This is a genomic window from Variovorax sp. 01N425 (assembly GCF_056399465.1).
The window spans coordinates 38,230-54,711 of record NZ_JBFTRJ010000011.1; the positions used below are offsets into that span (position 1 = coordinate 38,230).

The following is a 16,482-nucleotide window of genomic DNA, read 5'->3' on the forward strand; positions in this document are numbered from 1 at the left end:
TTTTCTTTCTCTATCGAAAGCCGGGATACCGGGTTCCTTCTTGATGGGCTGCTCTGTCCGTGTTGCGATGTTCAAGCCGCGCTGGCAACCCGGATCAGTTTGCGGTTCAGGAATTCACCGATACCCACTTCCGCCAACTCGCGCCCGAAGCCGGCGTTCTTGACGCCGCCGAAAGGCAGCCCCGGCGAGTCGACGAAACAGGAGTTGATGTAGACCATGCCGGACTCGATGCGCGACGCCACCTGCTTGGCATGCTCGATGTCTGCGTCGAAGACGTAGCCGCCGAGCCCGTAGCGAGTGGCATTGGCCAGCTCGATCGCTTCTTCCTCGGTGTCCACGACATAGAAGGACAGCACCGGGCCAAAGGCCTCCTGCTGGTAGAGCGGGTTGTCAACGTCGATGTCCGTGATGATGGTCGGCTCGAGATAGAAGCCGGGGCGTTCGACGCGCTTGCCGCCGTAGACGATGCGCGCGCCCGAAGCCTTCGCCTCCTCGATCTGCTTGAGCAATCCGTTCAGCGCGGTCTCGCTGACCAGCGGGCCGAGCACCGTCGCTTCGTCCGCCGGGTCGCCCACCTTGATCGCTGCGAACCGCTCCTTCAGCGCCGCCAGCATCTGCGCACCGCGCTCCTTGCCCACGACGATGACGCGCTTGATGTTGACGCAGCCCTGACCCGAGTTGAACGTGCGACCCATCACGCACTGCTCGACCGCGTGATCGAGCGGCGCGCCCTTCAGGATGAGCGCCGGGTCGCTGCCGCCCAGCTCGAGCACCACCTTCTTGAGATTACGCCCGGCCCGTTCGCCAACGGAGGCGCCCGCCCGTTCGCTGCCGGTCAGGGCGACGCCGCGCACGCGGAAGTCGTCGATCAGCTTCGCGGCCTGCTCGACGCTGCAAAAGAGGTTGGTGTAGACGCCTTCCGGCGCGCCTGCTTCCTCGAAGAGCCGCGCGAAGGCAAGTGCGCAATGAGGCACGTTAGGCGCATGCTTCATGAGCACCACGTTGCCCGCGACGAGCTGCGGCGCGGCGACGCGGGCCAGCTGGTAGTAGGGAAAGTTCCACGGCTCAATGGCGAAGAGCACGCCGATCGGCTCGGCCACCACCGTGGCGCCGGGCTCGTCAGGCAGCGGCTGCGGCGCAAGAAAACGCTCCGCGTTCTTCGCGTAGTAGTCGAGGATGTCGGCGACCAGGTCGACCTCCATGTAGCCGAAGCGGGTGACCTTGCCCATCTCGAGGGTGAGATACTCGACGTATTCGTCGCGCTTCTCGCGCAGGATCTGCGCAGCGCGGGCGACGATCTTGGCGCGCTCGGCCACCGGCCTGAATTTCCAGTCTTCGCGATAGCGCCTGTCGGCGGTCTCCAGCGCGGCGAACACCTGTTCGTCGGATTGCAGCGGGAATTCCTTGACGAACTCGCCCGTGGCCGGGTTGATGGTGCGAAAGCTCATTTCTGTTCCTTGTTCTTTGCGCTTGAAGCGCGGAGGGAGGGCTCCAGGGAGCCGAGGTGTTTGGGAAACCGGAGAAGCCGGTATGCCGCGTCTTACCAGTCCGGCCGCAGCCAAGGATGGCGAATGTCCGCGACCGGGACTTTTCAGGAACCCTGCAGCGCCACGGCTTCGACTTCCACCTTGAGTCCATAGTGGAGTTGGCTGGTCGGTACCACCGCCCGGCTAGGCTGGCTGTTTCCCGCCCACTCGGCGTAGATCCTGTTGAACTCGGGCCAGTTGTCCATGCCGTCGATATAGACACGAACCTGAACCAGATTGGCGATCCCGCTGCCGCAGGCTTTCAGGACGGCCCCGACGTTCTCCAGGACCTGCCGAGCCTGTGCCGCAAAACTCGCATCGACGAGCTTTTCTCCTGCCGACGTGATGGGGAGTTGGCCGGAAACAAAGACGAATCCGTTGGCGACGGTTCCATGCGAGTAATGACCGCCCGGTTGCGCAAGGTCAGCAGGGTTGATCGGGGTTACCTTGTTGGCGCACATCTCCGAATTCCTACAGCGCCTTGGTCAGTTCCGGCACGGCCGTGAACAGATCCGCTTCCAGTCCGTAGTCGGCGACGGAGAAAATCGGGGCCTCCGGGTCTTTGTTGATCGCCACGATCACCTTGGAATCCTTCATGCCCGCCAGATGCTGGATCGCGCCGGAAATCCCTGCTGCGATGTAAAGCTGCGGTGCCACGATCTTGCCGGTCTGGCCCACCTGCAGGTCGTTCGCAGCGTAGCCCGCGTCCACCGCAGCACGGCTCGCGCCAATGGCCGCGCCCAGCTTGTCGGCCAGTGGCGTCATGATCGCGATGAACTTCTCGCTGCTGCCCAGTGCTCTTCCGCCGGACACGATGATCTTGGCCGCAGTCAACTCCGGCCGGTCACTCTTGACGAGTTCGGCGCTCACGAAGGTGCTTTTGCTGCTGGCGGGTACGGTAGCGATCTGCTCGATGGCTGCACTGCCGCCGGTGGCCGCTGCCGGATCGAAGCCGGTGGTGCGCACGGTGATCACGTTCTTCTCGGTCAGGCTCTGCACTGTCGCAATGGCGTTGCCCGCGTAGATCGGGCGTTCGAAGGTGTCGGCGCCGTGGATCTTGGTCACCTCCGAGATCTGACCCGCATCCAGCACCGCTGCGACCCGAGGCGCGATGTTCTTCCCGCTGGCCGTCGCCGGAAACAGGATATGGCTGTAGTCGCCGGCCAGCGCCACAACTTGCGCGGCGACATTCTCGGCCAGGCCATGCGCGAAGGCCTCACTGTCGGCGCGGATCACCTTGGCCACGCCCACGATGCCTGCCGCGGCCTCGGCGGCATCGCTCGCGTTGTGCCCCGCGACGAGGATGTGCACATCGCTGCCGCAGGCGAGCGCCGCGGTCACGGTATTGAGGGTCGTCCCCTTGAGGCGGGCGTTGTCGTGCTCGGCAATGACGAGAGCGGTCATGTTTAGATCACCTTGGCTTCGGTCTTGAGTTTTTGCACCAGCGCGGCAACGTCGGGCACTTTGATACCAGCCGAGCGCTTCGCGGGTTCGGTGACCTTGAGGGTCGTCAGGTACGACGTGAGTGCGACGCCAAGGTCCTCGGGCTTCACGGTCTCGAGCGGCTTCTTCTTGGCCTTCATGATGTTGGGCAGCGTCACGTAGCGCGGCTCGTTCAGGCGAAGGTCGGTGGTGACGACGGCGGGCAAGCTGACCGAGATGGTTTCCAGGCCGCCGTCGACTTCGCGCGTGACCGTGGCCTTGCCTTCGGCGACTTCGACCTTGGAGGCGAAAGTGGCCTGCGGCAGGTCCGCCAGCGCGGCGAGCATCTGGCCGGTCTGATTGCAGTCATCGTCAATCGCCTGCTTGCCCAGAATCACAAGACCGGGCTGCTCTCTGTCCACCAGGGCCTTGAGCAGCTTGGCTACCGCCAGAGGCTGAAGCTCTTCGGTCGTTTCGACAAGGATGCCGCGATCCGCACCGATGGCCATGGCCGTGCGCAGCGTTTCCTCGCACCGCGCCGGCCCGCAGGAGACGGCAACGATCTCGGTAGCCGCACCCTTTTCCTTCAAGCGCACAGCCTCTTCGACCGCGATTTCGTCGAAGGGGTTCATGCTCATCTTCACGTTGGCGATGTCCACGCCCGTGTGGTCCGATTTCACCCGGACCTTCACGTTGTAGTCGACCACGCGTTTGACGGCGACAAGGATCTTCATGAAGCTCGCCTTTCCGTCAATCGAACTTGGCGCCGGACATTTCGATCCTCACCTTCTGGCGAGGCTTGTCCTTTGCGATGAAGGCGGCGAATTCTTCGGGCGTGCTTGCAGCCACCTCGAACGCGACGTCATCGATGTAGGTCTTTCTGAACGCCGGCTCCAGGAGAATCTTTCGCACCGATCCCGCGATGGCATTGACCACTTCGGCATTGGTGCCGCGCGGCGCGAACAGGCCCATGTTCAAGTTCGACTCGATGTCTGGATACCCGCTCTCGGTGAACGTCGGGACCGTGGGCAGCAGCTTGGCCCGCTGCGCGCCCGAGATGCCCAGCGCTTTCAGCTTGCCGGACCGCAGGAATGGCTCCACCGCGGAAGGGACACCGAACGCGACCTGCACCTGCGAAGCCAGCATGTCCTGGATGACCGGCGCCAGTCCCTTGTACGGCACGTGCGTCATCTTCAATCCGTAGGTCTTCTCGACGTAGGCCATGGAAAGGTGCGTGATGTTGCCGATACCCGCCGAGCCATAGTTGACGCGCTGCGGATTCGCACGCGCGTAGGCGATGAACTCGCGCATGTTCGAGGCTGGGAAGTCGCTCGGCACGAACAGCACAAGGTTCGCCAGTGCGAGGCGGGTGACGGGGACCATCGCATCCGGGTCGTAGGACAGCTTCTTATAGAGATACTGGTTCTGAGAAAAGGCCGAGTCGGTCGCCATCAGCAGGGTGTAGCCGTCGGGCGTTGCGTGAGAGAGCTCCGTAGCCCCGATGATCTCGTTGGCACCGGGCCTGTTGTCGACGATGGTGGCGACCTTCCACACGTCGTTGAGTCGGGCGCCCAAGCCACGCGTGATGATGTCGACCGGGCCGCCGGCAGAGTACGGCACGATGATGCGAACGGGCTTCGAAGGGAAGCTGTCCGCCGAGTGCGTAGGAAGAGAGAAAAACGAAACTGCCAGCGCGATAGCAAGGGAAATGAATTGCTTCATGACTGTTCCTTTGATTGATGAGATTGACTAATTCCAGAAGCGTTCGAACGAAGCTGCGCGACGCTCGGTAAACGCATCCAGCCCTTCTTGCCACTCGCTCTTCGGCACATCCTTTGGCGAGGAAAGCACCCTGTCCCATGCAATGGGCGCATGCGCGCGAAGGTTGGCCTTGACGGCCGCAAGGGCGCCGGGAGGCGATGTCTCCACGACGGCCCGCACGAGTTCCAGGGCTTCTTCGGCTACATCGCCAGAGGACACCAAGCGATTGACCAGGCCAAGGCTCAAAGCCTCAGCGGCCGGAATGCGCCTGCGGGAAAGGATCAGGTCCAGCGCCCGCCGCTGGCCCACCACGCGCGGCAGGAGCGCCAGCGCGGTGTTCGGAATCACACCGTGCCCAAGCTCGGGCATCGCAAACCACGCGGCGTCGCTCGCCACGGCCAGGTCGCAGGCGAGCACGAGCTCCATGCCGCCGCCGAGCGCGGGGCCTTGGATGGCGGCAATCACGGGACGATCAAGTTCCGAGAGCCGCTTGAACATCAGCGCCGGGTCTTCGCTCGGATCCTTGCCTTCCATCCAGCCATCGCGCAGATCGTCGATGTTCGCGCCAGCACAGAATGCGGGGCCATTCGCAGCCACGACGATGGCGCGGGCGCGCGCCTCCAGGCTGCGGTCCAGGCCTTGAAAGAAGCCGCGCACGATGTCACGCGACAACGCGTTGCGCCGGCCTGGGTCGTTCAGCGTGAGCAGCGCTGTGTGACCGCGCAACTCGAACAGGACCTTGTCGGTGGGCTTCATGCGCTTGCTCCTTCAGTCGCACCAGCAAGCAGATGTCTTCGCAGCTCAACCCCGATGGGGCAAGGCACGCCTGTCTTCGGGTTCACGATGACGCAGATTGCCTCTGCTGATGCATGGCAGCCTTCTCCGTTCGCAGCGAACAAACCCTGGGCGATACGTACTGAGGTCTTGCCAACGGCTACCACGGTGCTGCCGATGTCCACGTGTCCAGGAAAGTGAACCTCTTTGCGAAACTCGACCAGCAACCTCGCGATGGCAAGATTGCCGCCGTCCATCAACTCGCGAATCGCAGGGGGTGAGAAGATTTCCATGCGGGCCGCTTCGAAGAGCGTGGAAATCACCGCGTTGTTCACGTGGCGGAACTGGTCGGTGTCCGCGTTGCGCAGCTTCTCGTGCGTCCAGAAGCGGAAGTCGCCGCGCACCGGCGCAGCCATTCTTCGGGGCGCTTCTGTGATGGCCTGGGCAGTCATCTGCTGCTTCTCAGGCGTTCGAGGGATGCATGTGCGCCGTCGCCTCGTGCTCGACGCGCAGGTAGAGCGTTTCCGCCATCGGCTGGCGCATCTCCTCGAGGATGTGACCGACCAGGCCGACAGCGCGCGCTGACACCGCGAGGCCGCGGCAGATCTTCCATGGGATGCCCATCTCGGAGGCGACCGCCGCCATCGCGCCGGTCACGTTGACCGGAAGCGGGCGATTGGCCTGACGCGTGGCTTCGATGCCAAGCGCTTCCATGAGCCGCACATACGGGCCGTAGTACCCGGTCTCCTTCGCGACCTTGAAGAGCGCCGGCGTGCGCGGATCGATTGGCTTGTGGAACGGATGGCCAATGCCCGGCAAGATTTCCTTGCGAGCCCGATAACCCGTGACGATTTCACGGGCCTTGGCTTCCACGTCGATTTCATCGCCGCCCTTGCCGCCATCTGGCAGGGACTCCTGCAGCAGTCGGGCAGCGTTATCGAGCGAGCCCACGAATACCGAGCCCAGGCCAAGCAAGCCTGCCGCGACTGCGGCCTGCACCGACTCCGGTGCGCCGCAATAAGTCATGCGAGTGGCGAGCGACGAAGGCGTGATGCCATGCTCGACCAGGATCACCATCATCGCGTTGAACATGCGAAGTTCGCGCTCGTCTGGAAGTCGCGCGAACAGCTGCAGGAACGCCATCTGTCCGAAGTCCACCTTGCCGACGATCTCTTCGCACAGGTCCAGGCCGTGCACCACCACCTGGGTCGGGCTGGCCCATGCGATGTCCGATTTCACTTCACCATTTTTCATGGACGTCTTTCTATTGAGCTGTTGAGGAGGGCGAGGATTCGAGATGTGGCTTCGCCATCTCGCGCAGGACGTTCTTCAAAATCTTGACCCCGTTGGGCCCGCTCGATTGCGGGAACTCGTCGATCGGCACGATGCGCCGCGGGACCTTGAAGCCCGCGATGCCGCCCTTGCAGTAGGCGAGCAATTCCGACTCCGCAGCGGGCTGCGCCGACGGTCGCACAAAAGCCACGGCCACGTCTCCCTCGCCGTCCTGGTGGACGCCCACGACCTGCGCGGCCTCGACGCCGGGGTGGCTGCAGAGAAAGTCCTCGACCTCCGTGGGATCGACCAGGTAGCCCTTCAGGCGGAGGCTGTCCTTGAGCCGCGCGAGGTAGAAGAACTCGTTGCCCTTCGCATAGGCGAGATCGCCGGTCTTGAGCCAGCCGTCGGAAGTGAACGCATCGGCCGTGGAAGCGGCGTTGTTCAGGTAGCCCTTCATGACGTTGTAGCCACGCAGTTGCAGCTCGCCCTGCTCGCCGTCTTCCTTGGGCAGGCCGGTGCCCGGATCGACGATGCGAAAGCGCATCTCCGGCGAGATCGGCGTGCCGCCGGCCATACCGCGCTCGCGAGCGTCGCCGGTCGTGTCCCGAATGGCCATCAAGGCCAGGCATTCCGACATGCCGTAGATGCCGCTCAACCGCAGACCCCAACGGCCCCAGGCCCCATCGATGACTTTGGCGCCGAGGCCGGCGAACTCGGCGAAGCCGCCGCGGCGCCAGGTCGCAAATGAGTGGCCCTGCGCGCCGAAGACCATGTCGAACATGCCGTCGGATGCGTAGAAGTGCGTTACCCCGTGACGCTCGATGGCCGCCGCGGCGGCGTCCGCCTTGAAGACCGGAAGGAACACGCAGGTGCCTCCGGCCGCGAGCGCCGCCACGGCCGAGACGAAACCGAGCACGCCATACAGCGGCAGCGCGCAGAGCATCGCGTCGCCGGGACGGATCTCCGTCACCTGGCCTGCGTTGCGAGCATGCGCGGCGAGGCCGCCCTGGGTATGCACCGCCAATTTGGGCTTGCCCGTGGTGCCGGAGGTGCTGAAGGTGCACAGCGCATCGGCATCCCGGCCGGCAAATTCGCGATGCGGCTCGCAAGCCAGCCATTGGAAGCCGCCTTCCGCAGGCACCTCGATCACATGAGCGAGTGCGGTAAGCGAAGCCTGCATAGCCCGTCCTGCACCCGCGTAGTCGAAGTCCAGAAACTTCTCGGGAACGACGAGTACGCGCGCCGCGGCAGTGCCGACAATGTGCTGCGCCTCCGACAGCTTGAGCCGCGTGCTGACCGGAACCATCAGCACCCCGAGCTGCGCAGCGCCAAACAGCAGCTGCAGCCAGATCGCGCCATCGGGAATCCAGACGGCCACAGTGTCGCCGCGACGTAGCCCCAACTGCTGCAGGAACGTGGCGGCGCACTGCCCCGCCATCTTCAGTTCGGCCCGCGTGGCCGTCTGCCCGGCGGCGTGGAACGCGGGCAATTCCGTGGAGTGTTGGTCGAGAATGTCAAAGGCCATGACCGCTCCTCATCCAGCCAGCGCCGCGCGGGCAATCTGCAGGCGCTGCATCTCGGAGGTACCTTCGCCGATGCGGAAAGCGCGCGCGTCGCGGTAGAAGCGTTCGACGGGCAGTTCGCACATGTAGCCCATGGCGCCGAAAATCTGCAGCACCCGGTCGGTGACGCGGCAACCCATCTCGCTCGCATAGAGCTTGGCGCGCGATGCCGCGATGCGCGCCTGCGGGTCCTCCGTCTCGATGGCATCGGCCGCACTGCGGATCAAGAGGCGTGTGGCCTCCAACTCGACGTCGTTGTCCGCGATCATGAATTGGATCGCCTGGTGCTGCGACAGGCTCGCACCGAACGCCTTGCGCTCGACTGCGTATTCGCACGCCATCTGCTGCGCCCGGCTCGACAGCCCGAGCGAGCGGCTCGCCGACAGCAGGCGGTCCTGGTTAATCGACTGCATCATCCCGAGGAAGCCTTCATCGGGCGCGCCGAGCACGTCGGCATCGGGCACGAAGCACTCCTCGAGCGAGAAGCCGTTGAGGTGGTAGCCGCGCCACCCCATCTTTTTGTATCGGGTCATGCCGACCACGCCCGGATTGCCGCTGCGCACGATGAACGTTCCGAGCTTCGACTTCAATGGCGCGTCCGGATTCGTCACCGCCAGGACGATGATGTAGTCCGCGGTTTCGGCGTGGGAGATGAAGTGCTTGCTGCCCGTCAGTACCCAGCCGCCATCAACCTTCACTGCACGGGTCCGCAGTCCCCCGAGGTCAGAGCCGGCATTGGGCTCCGTCAACGCATAGGTGATGGTCTTCTTGCCGGAAAGAACGTCCGGCAGAAACGATTCACGTTGCGCGCTGCTGACCTGACTCAGCTGCAGAGGCAAATGCCCAAAAACCTCGCTGAGCGGAACGGACGTGTAGGTCAACTCCTCCAAGATGGCGACCTTTGCCGCGGCCGGTAATCCAGGCCCACCGACGCTGTCCGGCAAGTTGAACCCATATAAGCCCAATGCCGCGACCTCGCTTCGGAGCTGCGCGAGCAGATCGAGGCTAACATCATCATCGTTTTCGATCTGCTGCTCAAGCGGGACGAGACGCTGTCTCACGAATCGTCTAGCTGTCTCACGAATCAAGGAGAGTTCGGTGTCAGAGGTTTGTTCCATGGCTTTCTCGAAAACGATTTCGAAGAAGTTTAGGAGGTTTTTTCGAGGAATGCAAGAAGCTCGAATCAGGGGCGCCGCAATCCCGACTGCGCACGGCTGCGGGACCTGCGATTGCCCCCTTGGACCGCCGAGGGAGCTGCCGCCTGGGCAGGCCCGCGTCCTCGGAAAGTCAGGCGGCGTTGTGCAATGCGTAGTGGCTAACCACCATCGGGGCGGCAAGCCACGCCGACGACCCTGCCAGCCAGTTCGAAACATGCGCCGAGTTCAAGTGCTGTTCGAATGCCGTTTAGTTTTATTCCTGCTCGAACCGGCTGGCGGCTATGAAACCTGCGCTCGCGTGCACGTCGAGAACAACGACTGTCCCGCATGTGAAGCACACAAGCAAATTCCGCCCCGACGCGGATCGCTATAGCCGAGCGGCGGCGCAAGGCTTAACAAGAGGAATCTCGCCCCATTGGTTCTTTGGTTAAGCCATCAGGGACGGTGAACGACCGCTCCCAGCGCGAACTTCTTTTTCCGTGTTCGCCGACGCGCTTTGCGCGGAAGCCCCATCCCCGACGCGGAACTAGCATCCGCTTCCGATCAGTGGCGTGCTTGTCTCAGACAACGATGCGCCGTCTCTGACTTTAATGCGCTGTCTCGGACATTAATGGCAAAGAACAACGATCCTGCGTTCGCGCTCGAAGTCATCAACGCAATCCTCGAAGACGGCGACCCGGCCGAGTTGCTGATCATGTTGCGGCAGAAGGCGCAAGCTTTGGGTGGGGTTCAGGCTGTTCCGAGCAGGCCCACCTGAACCCGACACAGCTTTATCGGACGCTTGCTCCGAAGGGGAATCCGGCGCTCAGCAGCTCGTCGGCCATTCTGAAGGCAATGGGGTTGCGGCTGGCAGTCCAGCCGCTGGCTGCGTCGGCACACGCCACCTGAGCGCGTCTTGTCGCCCCAAGGTGGACGGGGTCGGCGAACCGTCTTGGCAAAATCGCAGGCTGCCTCATTTCCTTCACGACGCGGAGAACACATTGACATCCCGACGGCCGCCGAATGCAGGCGCTTCCAAAAATGCGGCTGAGACACGGCCGGGACGAGGCGGCACCAAAATGACCCACGCATGCGAATCCACGAACTGAAACAACGACTGCGGGAAGCCGGTGCAGGCCCCAGCCACGAGCAGCGCATCCTGCGGCTGTGGTCCCACGCACTGCCCCGCAACAGCGGCCGACGCCTGCCGGCGAGCTTCTTTCCGTCGTCGCTGCTGGCGGCCCTGCCCGCCATCGAAGCGGAGCTTGCAGGCCTGGCGCGCATCCACGCGGTGCATCCCGGCGCCGATGGTTCCGAGCGGCTGCTGGTCGCGCTGGCGGACGGCCAGACGGTGGAGAGCGTGCTGCTGCCGCGGGATGGCCTGTGCGTCTCGTCGCAGGTGGGCTGCGCGGTCGAGTGCCAGTTCTGCATGACGGGGCGCGACGGGTTGCTGCGCCAGGTCGGCAGCGCCGAGATCATTGCGCAGGTCGCCCTCGCGCGCATGCGCCGGCCGGTGCGCAAGGTGGTGTTCATGGGCATGGGCGAACCGGCCCACAACCTGGACAACGTGATGGAGGCGATCGAGCTGCTCGGCACGGTGGGCAACATCGGCCACAAGAACCTGGTGTTCTCGACCGTGGGCGATCCGCGCGCGTTCGAAAGGCTGCAGCAGGCGCGTGTCAGGCCCGCGCTCGCGCTCTCCTTGCACACCACCAAGGCCGACCTGCGCAAGAAGCTGCTGCCGCGCGCGCCGAACATGACGCCCGAGGAACTGGTCGACGCAGGCGAGCGCTACGCCCGGACCACCGGCTACCCGATCCAGTACCAGTGGACGCTGCTGGAAGGCATCAATGACGGGCCGGAGGAGATCGAAGGCATCGTGAGGCTGCTCTCCGGCAAGTTCGGCGTGCTGAACATGATCCCCTTCAACGCCGTGGAGGGCGTGGCCTTCAGCCGCCCCTCGCTGGGGCGCTGCGAACAGATGGCGCGCACGCTGCACCAGCGCGGCATCCTGACCAAGCTGCGCCATTCGGCCGGGCAGGATGTCGACGGCGGCTGCGGCCAGCTGCGGGCGCGCGCGGCCGAAGCAAGGGTGGTGCCGATTCGCTTCGCTCAGCTGAGCGAGGCCACCCAATCCCAGACCTGAGCGGGGGCCTCGACCATCACGTTGTGGCCGTGCGGCCCGAGCTCGCGCGCATCGGGGTCGATCTCGCGGGTCTGCGCCGTCGTGACCAGCGCGTCGTGTTGCCCGCGGGCAAGGTGGACAGGGCAGCGCGCGAGCGCCGCCAGTTCGGGCACCGGCGGCTTGCCCACGGCATGGGCCCGGGGATCCATTGCAAGACGCCAGCCGTCGGCGTCGCGCGCGATGCCCCGCGCAACGACGGCTGCCGCCGCATCGGCGATGCCGGCCAGGCCGCAGACCTTGAGGTACCTGTCCCACGCTTCTTGTTCGGTGGCGAATTTCCTGGCGGGCTGTGACGCCAGCGCCTCCATGCGGCGCAGCTCGTCGTCGCTCCACGCGAGCTTGATGCCGGCCGCGAACACCCAGTGCGGCGCGACGCCGAACCAGCCCGTGGCCAGCGCGAGCGCGATCACTCCGCCGAGCGAATGCCCGAGCACCACGAAGCGGCCCTCGGGACGGATGTGCGGGAGCGCGGCGCGCGCCACGCTGGCGGCGTACTGGCCGATGGCATAGGAGTCCTGCCGGGCCGACTGGCCGTGGCCGGGCAGGTCGGGCACGAGCCAGCGGCCGCTCCAGCGGGCACCGGCCTCGGCGCACATGGGCGACCACACCGCGCCCGTCGCGCCCATTCCGTGCAGCAAGAGGAGCAGGTCCGGGCCTTCGCCGCCTTGTTCGATGTACATGTCCGTTGCCTCCGTCGCATCTGCGACGGCGCAAGAATACTTGCCTCTGCGGGCTTTGGGTGCAGCGCCGGATACCTTCGGCTACTCGAACGCGATCTCTGCAACAAGTGGCGAGTCGGGCTCCTTGCCCAGCGCATTGGCGAACGTACTGCCTTGGCGAAACCAATAGCGGCAGCCGGTTCGAGTGAGCATCGTGACGCACATCAAGCCGTCGGTCTGGACCACCCATGTTCCCGAGGCGCTGCCCGGTCCGCTCTTGTTGGCGAACTCGACACGGCCGTCAGGCCGAAAGATCCAGTGCGACACCATGCCCGTCGACCGGTTCCTCGACTCGATGCCCTTGTCGATGAGCACGCTCTCGATCTCGGCCTTGCCCAGGTAGACGCGTTCCTCGGCTGCGGTCACGTGGGCGATCGGTGGGAAGAGCGCCATCGCGCTGAAGAACATCGAGCAGAAGATTCGCACTTGCATGATTCGCTCCGATCGAGCACATGGGTACCTACGCGATGAGCTCCCCGAACCTGCGGCGAATGCCACCCATCCACGATAGGTGAAGCACGCAGCTTCTTCAGGACCGAACTGCGAAGATGTGGCGATGATTTCGCGAAGAGAAAAGCCTTCATGGCCTTCCGGAGCGAAGCAAACAGGAACAGAATCTCCGAGCGGTTCGCTGTGTTCAATGCCACTGCGGCAATCTCGAGAGATGCGTCCATGTACGAACGGCAACCACCAGCCAATGAGCGAGATCCGCTCGCATCCGCAAGCTTGCGGGGCCGAGCCGGAGTCGCAACAGCGGTTCAGTTCGCGGGCTTCGAGTTCGACTTCGAACGCGGCCAGCTTCGCCAGGGTGGCACGCTGATCCCGCTCAGCCCCAAGCCCGATGCGCTGCTGCGCTTCTTCCTCGCCAATCCCCAGCGCCTCATCGGCAAGACGGAGTTGATGGACAGCCTGTGGCCGGACGTGGTGGTCACGCACGACTCGCTCGTGCATTGCATCGGCGAACTGCGCAGCCGCCTGGGCGATCACGGCGCGACATTGATTGCGACATCGCCGCGGCGCGGCTACATGTTCGACGCCGAGGTGCTGCCCGTGCAGCTCGATCGCGCAGATCCACCCGCGCGCCGGCCGCAAGCAGCGGCGGCGCCGGTGCAGCGGAGCCGATGGCTCTCGGTCGTTGCCCCGCTGTGCGTCAGTGCGATTGGCATTGCCCTCGCGATCTACATGGCGTCGACACCCAGGCCGCGGCGCAGATCGCCGGGCAAGCTTCCATCACGCTGAGGCTTCACGGCGCACGGCGCACGGCGCACTTCAACCAGCGAATGCCGCCTCGGGCAAGCCCCGCGCATCCGGCAGCTGAATGGCGAACAACGAACCGGACAGCGGCGCGGTCGCCAGTTGCTCCTCGCTCAGGCGCAAGGAGGCACTCGTGACAAACAGCGTGTCCAGGTTGTCGCCCCCGAAGCAGCAGCTGGTGGGACGCGGAACCGGCACGCGCAGGCGCTGCATGAGCTGGCCTTCCGGCGAGAAGCGCGCGATCTGCCAGGCGTCCCAGAGGGCGATCCACAGGCAGCCCTGGTCGTCGACCGTCAGGCCGTCGGGCTTGCCGTCGGAGGCCGCGATGGTGATCAGCGGGCGCCGGTTGCCAACGGTTCCGCAGGCGAGGTCGAAGTCGTAGCGGTAGATGGTCTGGCGGTACGTGTCGGTGACGTACATGGTCTTGTTGTCGGGGCTCCAGCCAATGCCGTTGGGCACCGTGAACCCGGTGTCGACCTGCTTCCAGCTGCCGTTCGCCTCGACGCAGAACAGGTGGCCCCGGTTGGCCGCCGCGGCCATGTCCATCGAACCGACCCACAGCCGCCCGCGCCGGTCGCACTTGCCGTCGTTGTAGCGAACATTGGTGCGGCCCGCTTCGGGGTGGCAGAAGGCGGTCAGCCGCCGTGTGGAGAGATCGAGCGCCATGATCCCCCCTGGCGTTGCAACCAGCAGGCCGCCGCTGGCCTTGGGCACGACCAGGCTCGCCATGGTTCCGAGCGGCGTCTCGGTGTCCACGCCCGTCGCGGCGTCGTAGCGGTGCACCGAGGGCGTGAGGATGTCGACCCAGTAGAGCGCATTGTCGCGAGGCGACCACATCGGTCCTTCGCCCAGCAGCGAACGCACTTCGCTCACGCAGCGCACTTCGACGGACGAGGTGGTTTCGGGCGGCGACTGGGTGGCAATGGACATGGCCTTGCCCGCCGCGCTGTGGGTGATGCTGCGGGCGGCGCCCATCAGCGCGGACGACAGGGTGTGGGCGCGCGCCGCGTCCAGCCGGCTCGCATCGGTGCTGATGGCGACGGCACCGATCGGACGGCCCTCGTAGTCGAAGATCGGCGCGGCCACTGCCGCGCGATCCGGCGCGCGCTCGCCCTGCTCGATCGCATAGCCGCGTGCGCGCACCAGGTCGAATTCGGCATGCAGCTCGGTCGGCGTCACGATCGTGCGCGGCGTGAAGCGCTCCAGGTCGAGCGCCTGGATCAGCCGCCGCTGGCCCGAGGAATCGAGGTTCGCTGCAATCGCCTTGCCCGCCGCGGACGCATGCACCGGCAAGCGCTGCCCGACCGCGGAGCGTGCGCCCGACGCCTCGTCCCCCGGCTCGCTGGCCAGGATGACCACGCACCGGCCATCGAGCACCGTGAGTTCCACGGTCTCGCCCAGCGCATCGCGCAGCCGCGCGAGCTCGTCCTGGGCCGCGACGCGCAGATCGAACTCGCTCCATACGTCGTGTGCCAGCTCGAGCAGGCGCAGCCCGAGCTGGAAAGTCTTATCGTAGGCGTTGTGCCGCAGCAGCCCTTCGCGCACCAGCGTCGCGAGGATGCGGTGCAGCGTGGCCTTGGGCAGGTCGCAGGCGCGCAGCAGTTCGGTGAAGGTCATCGGCGTGCGGCGTGCCGACACGATGTTCAGCAGGTTCATCGCCTTTTCCAGCACGCCGAGACCTGGTGTCGACGGCCGCGCGGAATCGGATGCCTGGTCGTGCGTTTCAGCCGCCGGACGTTGGGATGTGCTGTCTCCCTTGGAGATCGCTCCGGTGGTGCGTGTCATGAATACGTGGGAAGGAGTTCCGAAGAGCGGAACATGGGCAGCCGAATTCTAGTTGGAGCCTTCCTGCAGGCCGGCGCCCGCGCGCCTCACTCGAGCTTGATGCCGCGGCTGCGCACCACGTCTCCCCACCGCGCGGTTTCGTTGCGGACGTACTCGCGCAGCTGCGATGGTGTCGAAGCCGACGGCGTCACGCCGAAGCTGGCGAAGCGCTCGCGCACGGCCGGCGTGTCCATGGCTTCGCGCAGCAGCTTCTCGAGCCGCGCCACGCCCGCCGCGGGCACCTTGCGGCCCGCAAAGAGTGCGGCCCAGCCGGAGATGACGAACTCCTGGCCGAGCGAGCGCAGCACCGGCACACCGGGCAGGCCCGCGAGGGGCTGCGCCGAGGTGACGGCCACCGCGCGCAGGCGGCCGGCCTGGACCAGCGGCAGCGCGACCGGAAGATTCATCACGCCCACGGAGACGGTGCCCGCCGCGACATCGGGGATCAGCACGCTGTCGCCCTTGTAGGGCACCGGCAGCAGGCGCGTGCCGAGCTTGCGGTTGAGCAGCTCGGTGGCCAGGTGAGAGAGCGTGCCGACGCCGCTGTTGCCGGCGCTCAGCTCGCCCGCGCGGCCGCGCGCCACGAGATCGTCGAGGCTGCGCACCGGCGAACCAGCGCCCACGGCCAGCACCAGCGGCTGCGTCGAGATCATGCCCACCGGCTGCAGGTCGCGCTGCACGTCGTAGCCGAGGTCGCTGCGCAGCGCCGGCAGGATGGTCATGGTGGTGCTGCCCATCAGCAGCATGTGGTCGTCATTGCTCGAGGCCACCATCGCGGTGCCGGTGATGCCGCCCGCACCCGGCCGGTTGTCGACCACCAGCGGCTGGCCGATGCGCGGCCCGATCAGCTCGGCCAGGATGCGCACGGACCCATTGCCCGCGCCGCCCGGCGCGAAGGGAACGATCACGGTGAGGGGCCGCGTGGGCCACGCCTCCTGCGCGCGGGCAGGCACGGGCCAGAGCGACGGCGCCGCCGAGGCGGCCAGCAGGCCGAGCATGGCGCGGCGCGGAAGCGGGAAAGCAGTTGCCGAAGCTCGCATGGCG

The 16,482-nt window shown here is 65.5% G+C and carries 16 protein-coding genes and 1 pseudogene; 3 read left to right on the forward strand and 14 right to left on the reverse strand.

Annotated elements, in window-relative coordinates; genetic code table 11:
- Positions 1 to 71: 71 nt before the first annotated feature.
- The 10 genes from AC1DSC_RS20335 to AC1DSC_RS20380 all read right to left on the reverse strand — a co-directional run bounded on the left by AC1DSC_RS20335 (position 72) and on the right by AC1DSC_RS20380 (position 9,438).
- Positions 72 to 1,448: an NAD-dependent succinate-semialdehyde dehydrogenase gene (locus tag AC1DSC_RS20335; protein ID WP_018905798.1), complete on the reverse strand. Its 1,377-nt coding sequence runs from the start codon at positions 1,446 to 1,448 to the stop codon at positions 72 to 74.
- A 143-nt stretch (positions 1,449 to 1,591) separates the two neighbouring features.
- Positions 1,592 to 1,987 carry a RidA family protein gene (locus AC1DSC_RS20340; RefSeq protein ID WP_018905797.1) on the reverse strand — a complete coding sequence of 132 codons (396 nt, stop codon included), beginning with the start codon at positions 1,985 to 1,987 and terminating at the stop codon, positions 1,592 to 1,594.
- A gap of 10 nt (positions 1,988 to 1,997) precedes the next feature.
- Positions 1,998 to 2,930 carry an electron transfer flavoprotein subunit alpha/FixB family protein gene (locus AC1DSC_RS20345; protein ID WP_018905796.1) on the reverse strand — a complete coding sequence of 311 codons (933 nt, stop codon included), beginning with the start codon at positions 2,928 to 2,930 and terminating at the stop codon, positions 1,998 to 2,000.
- 2 nt (positions 2,931 to 2,932) lie between these two features.
- Positions 2,933 to 3,682 carry an electron transfer flavoprotein subunit beta/FixA family protein gene (locus AC1DSC_RS20350; RefSeq protein ID WP_018905795.1) on the reverse strand — a complete coding sequence of 250 codons (750 nt, stop codon included), beginning with the start codon at positions 3,680 to 3,682 and terminating at the stop codon, positions 2,933 to 2,935.
- A gap of 16 nt (positions 3,683 to 3,698) precedes the next feature.
- On the reverse strand, positions 3,699 to 4,670 hold the full coding sequence (locus AC1DSC_RS20355; protein WP_018905794.1) for a Bug family tripartite tricarboxylate transporter substrate binding protein: 972 nt from the start codon (positions 4,668 to 4,670) through the stop codon (positions 3,699 to 3,701).
- Positions 4,671 to 4,697: 27 nt separating this feature from the next.
- The gene (locus AC1DSC_RS20360) at positions 4,698 to 5,465 is read right to left on the reverse strand and encodes an enoyl-CoA hydratase/isomerase family protein (protein WP_018905793.1); all 768 of its coding nucleotides are present in this window, start codon (positions 5,463 to 5,465) and stop codon (positions 4,698 to 4,700) included.
- Complete coding sequence (locus tag AC1DSC_RS20365; protein ID WP_018905792.1) at positions 5,462 to 5,935, reverse strand: acyl-CoA thioesterase; 474 nt, start codon at positions 5,933 to 5,935, stop codon at positions 5,462 to 5,464. Before AC1DSC_RS20365 ends, AC1DSC_RS20360 begins: the two co-directional genes overlap by 4 nt.
- A gap of 10 nt (positions 5,936 to 5,945) precedes the next feature.
- Positions 5,946 to 6,737, reverse strand: coding sequence for a citryl-CoA lyase (locus AC1DSC_RS20370; protein ID WP_026284151.1), 792 nt, complete (start codon positions 6,735 to 6,737; stop codon positions 5,946 to 5,948).
- Positions 6,738 to 6,747: 10 nt separating this feature from the next.
- Positions 6,748 to 8,283 carry an AMP-binding protein gene (locus AC1DSC_RS20375; protein WP_436046310.1) on the reverse strand — a complete coding sequence of 512 codons (1,536 nt, stop codon included), beginning with the start codon at positions 8,281 to 8,283 and terminating at the stop codon, positions 6,748 to 6,750.
- Positions 8,284 to 8,292: 9 nt separating this feature from the next.
- Entirely contained in the window at positions 8,293 to 9,438 is a 1,146-nt protein-coding gene (locus AC1DSC_RS20380) for an acyl-CoA dehydrogenase family protein (protein WP_026284150.1), read from the reverse strand.
- Positions 9,439 to 10,087: 649 nt separating this feature from the next.
- Between AC1DSC_RS20380 and AC1DSC_RS20385 the strand changes: the two are divergent.
- A pseudogene (locus AC1DSC_RS20385) lies at positions 10,088 to 10,365 on the forward strand (helix-turn-helix domain-containing transcriptional regulator).
- A 181-nt stretch (positions 10,366 to 10,546) separates the two neighbouring features.
- Positions 10,547 to 11,602, forward strand: a complete 1,056-nt coding sequence (locus AC1DSC_RS20390; protein ID WP_018905788.1) for an RNA methyltransferase — start codon at positions 10,547 to 10,549, stop codon at positions 11,600 to 11,602.
- Here the strand turns inward: AC1DSC_RS20390 and AC1DSC_RS20395 are convergent.
- Entirely contained in the window at positions 11,569 to 12,321 is a 753-nt protein-coding gene (locus tag AC1DSC_RS20395) for an alpha/beta fold hydrolase (protein WP_018905787.1), read from the reverse strand. The genes AC1DSC_RS20390 and AC1DSC_RS20395 overlap by 34 nt on opposite strands.
- An 81-nt stretch (positions 12,322 to 12,402) precedes the next feature.
- A complete protein-coding gene (locus tag AC1DSC_RS20400) occupies positions 12,403 to 12,792 on the reverse strand; it encodes a hypothetical protein (protein WP_018905786.1) in 390 nt (129 codons plus the stop codon).
- Between the two features lie 150 nt (positions 12,793 to 12,942).
- Here AC1DSC_RS20400 and AC1DSC_RS20405 point away from each other — a divergent pair, with 150 nt between their 5' ends.
- Entirely contained in the window at positions 12,943 to 13,599 is a 657-nt protein-coding gene (locus AC1DSC_RS20405) for a winged helix-turn-helix domain-containing protein (RefSeq protein WP_230537876.1), read from the forward strand.
- A 30-nt stretch (positions 13,600 to 13,629) separates the two neighbouring features.
- Here the strand turns inward: AC1DSC_RS20405 and AC1DSC_RS20410 are convergent, their stop codons facing one another.
- Positions 13,630 to 15,270, reverse strand: a complete 1,641-nt coding sequence (locus AC1DSC_RS20410; RefSeq protein WP_018905784.1) for an SMP-30/gluconolactonase/LRE family protein — start codon at positions 15,268 to 15,270, stop codon at positions 13,630 to 13,632.
- Between the two features lie 215 nt (positions 15,271 to 15,485).
- Entirely contained in the window at positions 15,486 to 16,478 is a 993-nt protein-coding gene (locus tag AC1DSC_RS20415) for a tripartite tricarboxylate transporter substrate binding protein (RefSeq protein WP_041945812.1), read from the reverse strand.
- Between the last annotated feature and the right edge of the window lie 4 nt (positions 16,479 to 16,482).

What these genes read in the sequence shown, in the direction of transcription:
- AC1DSC_RS20335 (WP_018905798.1), bottom strand. Translation starts at nt 1,448, where the DNA reads ATGAGCTTTCGCACCATCAACCCGGCCACGGGCGAGTTCGTCAAGGAA.
- AC1DSC_RS20340 (WP_018905797.1), bottom strand. Translation starts at nt 1,987, where the DNA reads ATGTGCGCCAACAAGGTAACCCCGATCAACCCTGCTGACCTTGCGCAA.
- AC1DSC_RS20345 (WP_018905796.1), bottom strand. Translation starts at nt 2,930, where the DNA reads ATGACCGCTCTCGTCATTGCCGAGCACGACAACGCCCGCCTCAAGGGG.
- AC1DSC_RS20350 (WP_018905795.1), bottom strand. Translation starts at nt 3,682, where the DNA reads ATGAAGATCCTTGTCGCCGTCAAACGCGTGGTCGACTACAACGTGAAG.
- AC1DSC_RS20355 (WP_018905794.1), bottom strand. Translation starts at nt 4,670, where the DNA reads ATGAAGCAATTCATTTCCCTTGCTATCGCGCTGGCAGTTTCGTTTTTC.
- AC1DSC_RS20360 (WP_018905793.1), bottom strand. Translation starts at nt 5,465, where the DNA reads ATGAAGCCCACCGACAAGGTCCTGTTCGAGTTGCGCGGTCACACAGCG.
- AC1DSC_RS20365 (WP_018905792.1), bottom strand. Translation starts at nt 5,935, where the DNA reads ATGACTGCCCAGGCCATCACAGAAGCGCCCCGAAGAATGGCTGCGCCG.
- AC1DSC_RS20370 (WP_026284151.1), bottom strand. Translation starts at nt 6,737, where the DNA reads ATGAAAAATGGTGAAGTGAAATCGGACATCGCATGGGCCAGCCCGACC.
- AC1DSC_RS20375 (WP_436046310.1), bottom strand. Translation starts at nt 8,283, where the DNA reads ATGGCCTTTGACATTCTCGACCAACACTCCACGGAATTGCCCGCGTTC.
- AC1DSC_RS20380 (WP_026284150.1), bottom strand. Translation starts at nt 9,438, where the DNA reads ATGGAACAAACCTCTGACACCGAACTCTCCTTGATTCGTGAGACAGCT.
- AC1DSC_RS20390 (WP_018905788.1), top strand. Translation starts at nt 10,547, where the DNA reads ATGCGAATCCACGAACTGAAACAACGACTGCGGGAAGCCGGTGCAGGC.
- AC1DSC_RS20395 (WP_018905787.1), bottom strand. Translation starts at nt 12,321, where the DNA reads ATGTACATCGAACAAGGCGGCGAAGGCCCGGACCTGCTCCTCTTGCTG.
- AC1DSC_RS20400 (WP_018905786.1), bottom strand. Translation starts at nt 12,792, where the DNA reads ATGCAAGTGCGAATCTTCTGCTCGATGTTCTTCAGCGCGATGGCGCTC.
- AC1DSC_RS20405 (WP_230537876.1), top strand. Translation starts at nt 12,943, where the DNA reads ATGGCCTTCCGGAGCGAAGCAAACAGGAACAGAATCTCCGAGCGGTTC.
- AC1DSC_RS20410 (WP_018905784.1), bottom strand. Translation starts at nt 15,270, where the DNA reads ATGAACCTGCTGAACATCGTGTCGGCACGCCGCACGCCGATGACCTTC.
- AC1DSC_RS20415 (WP_041945812.1), bottom strand. Translation starts at nt 16,478, where the DNA reads ATGCGAGCTTCGGCAACTGCTTTCCCGCTTCCGCGCCGCGCCATGCTC.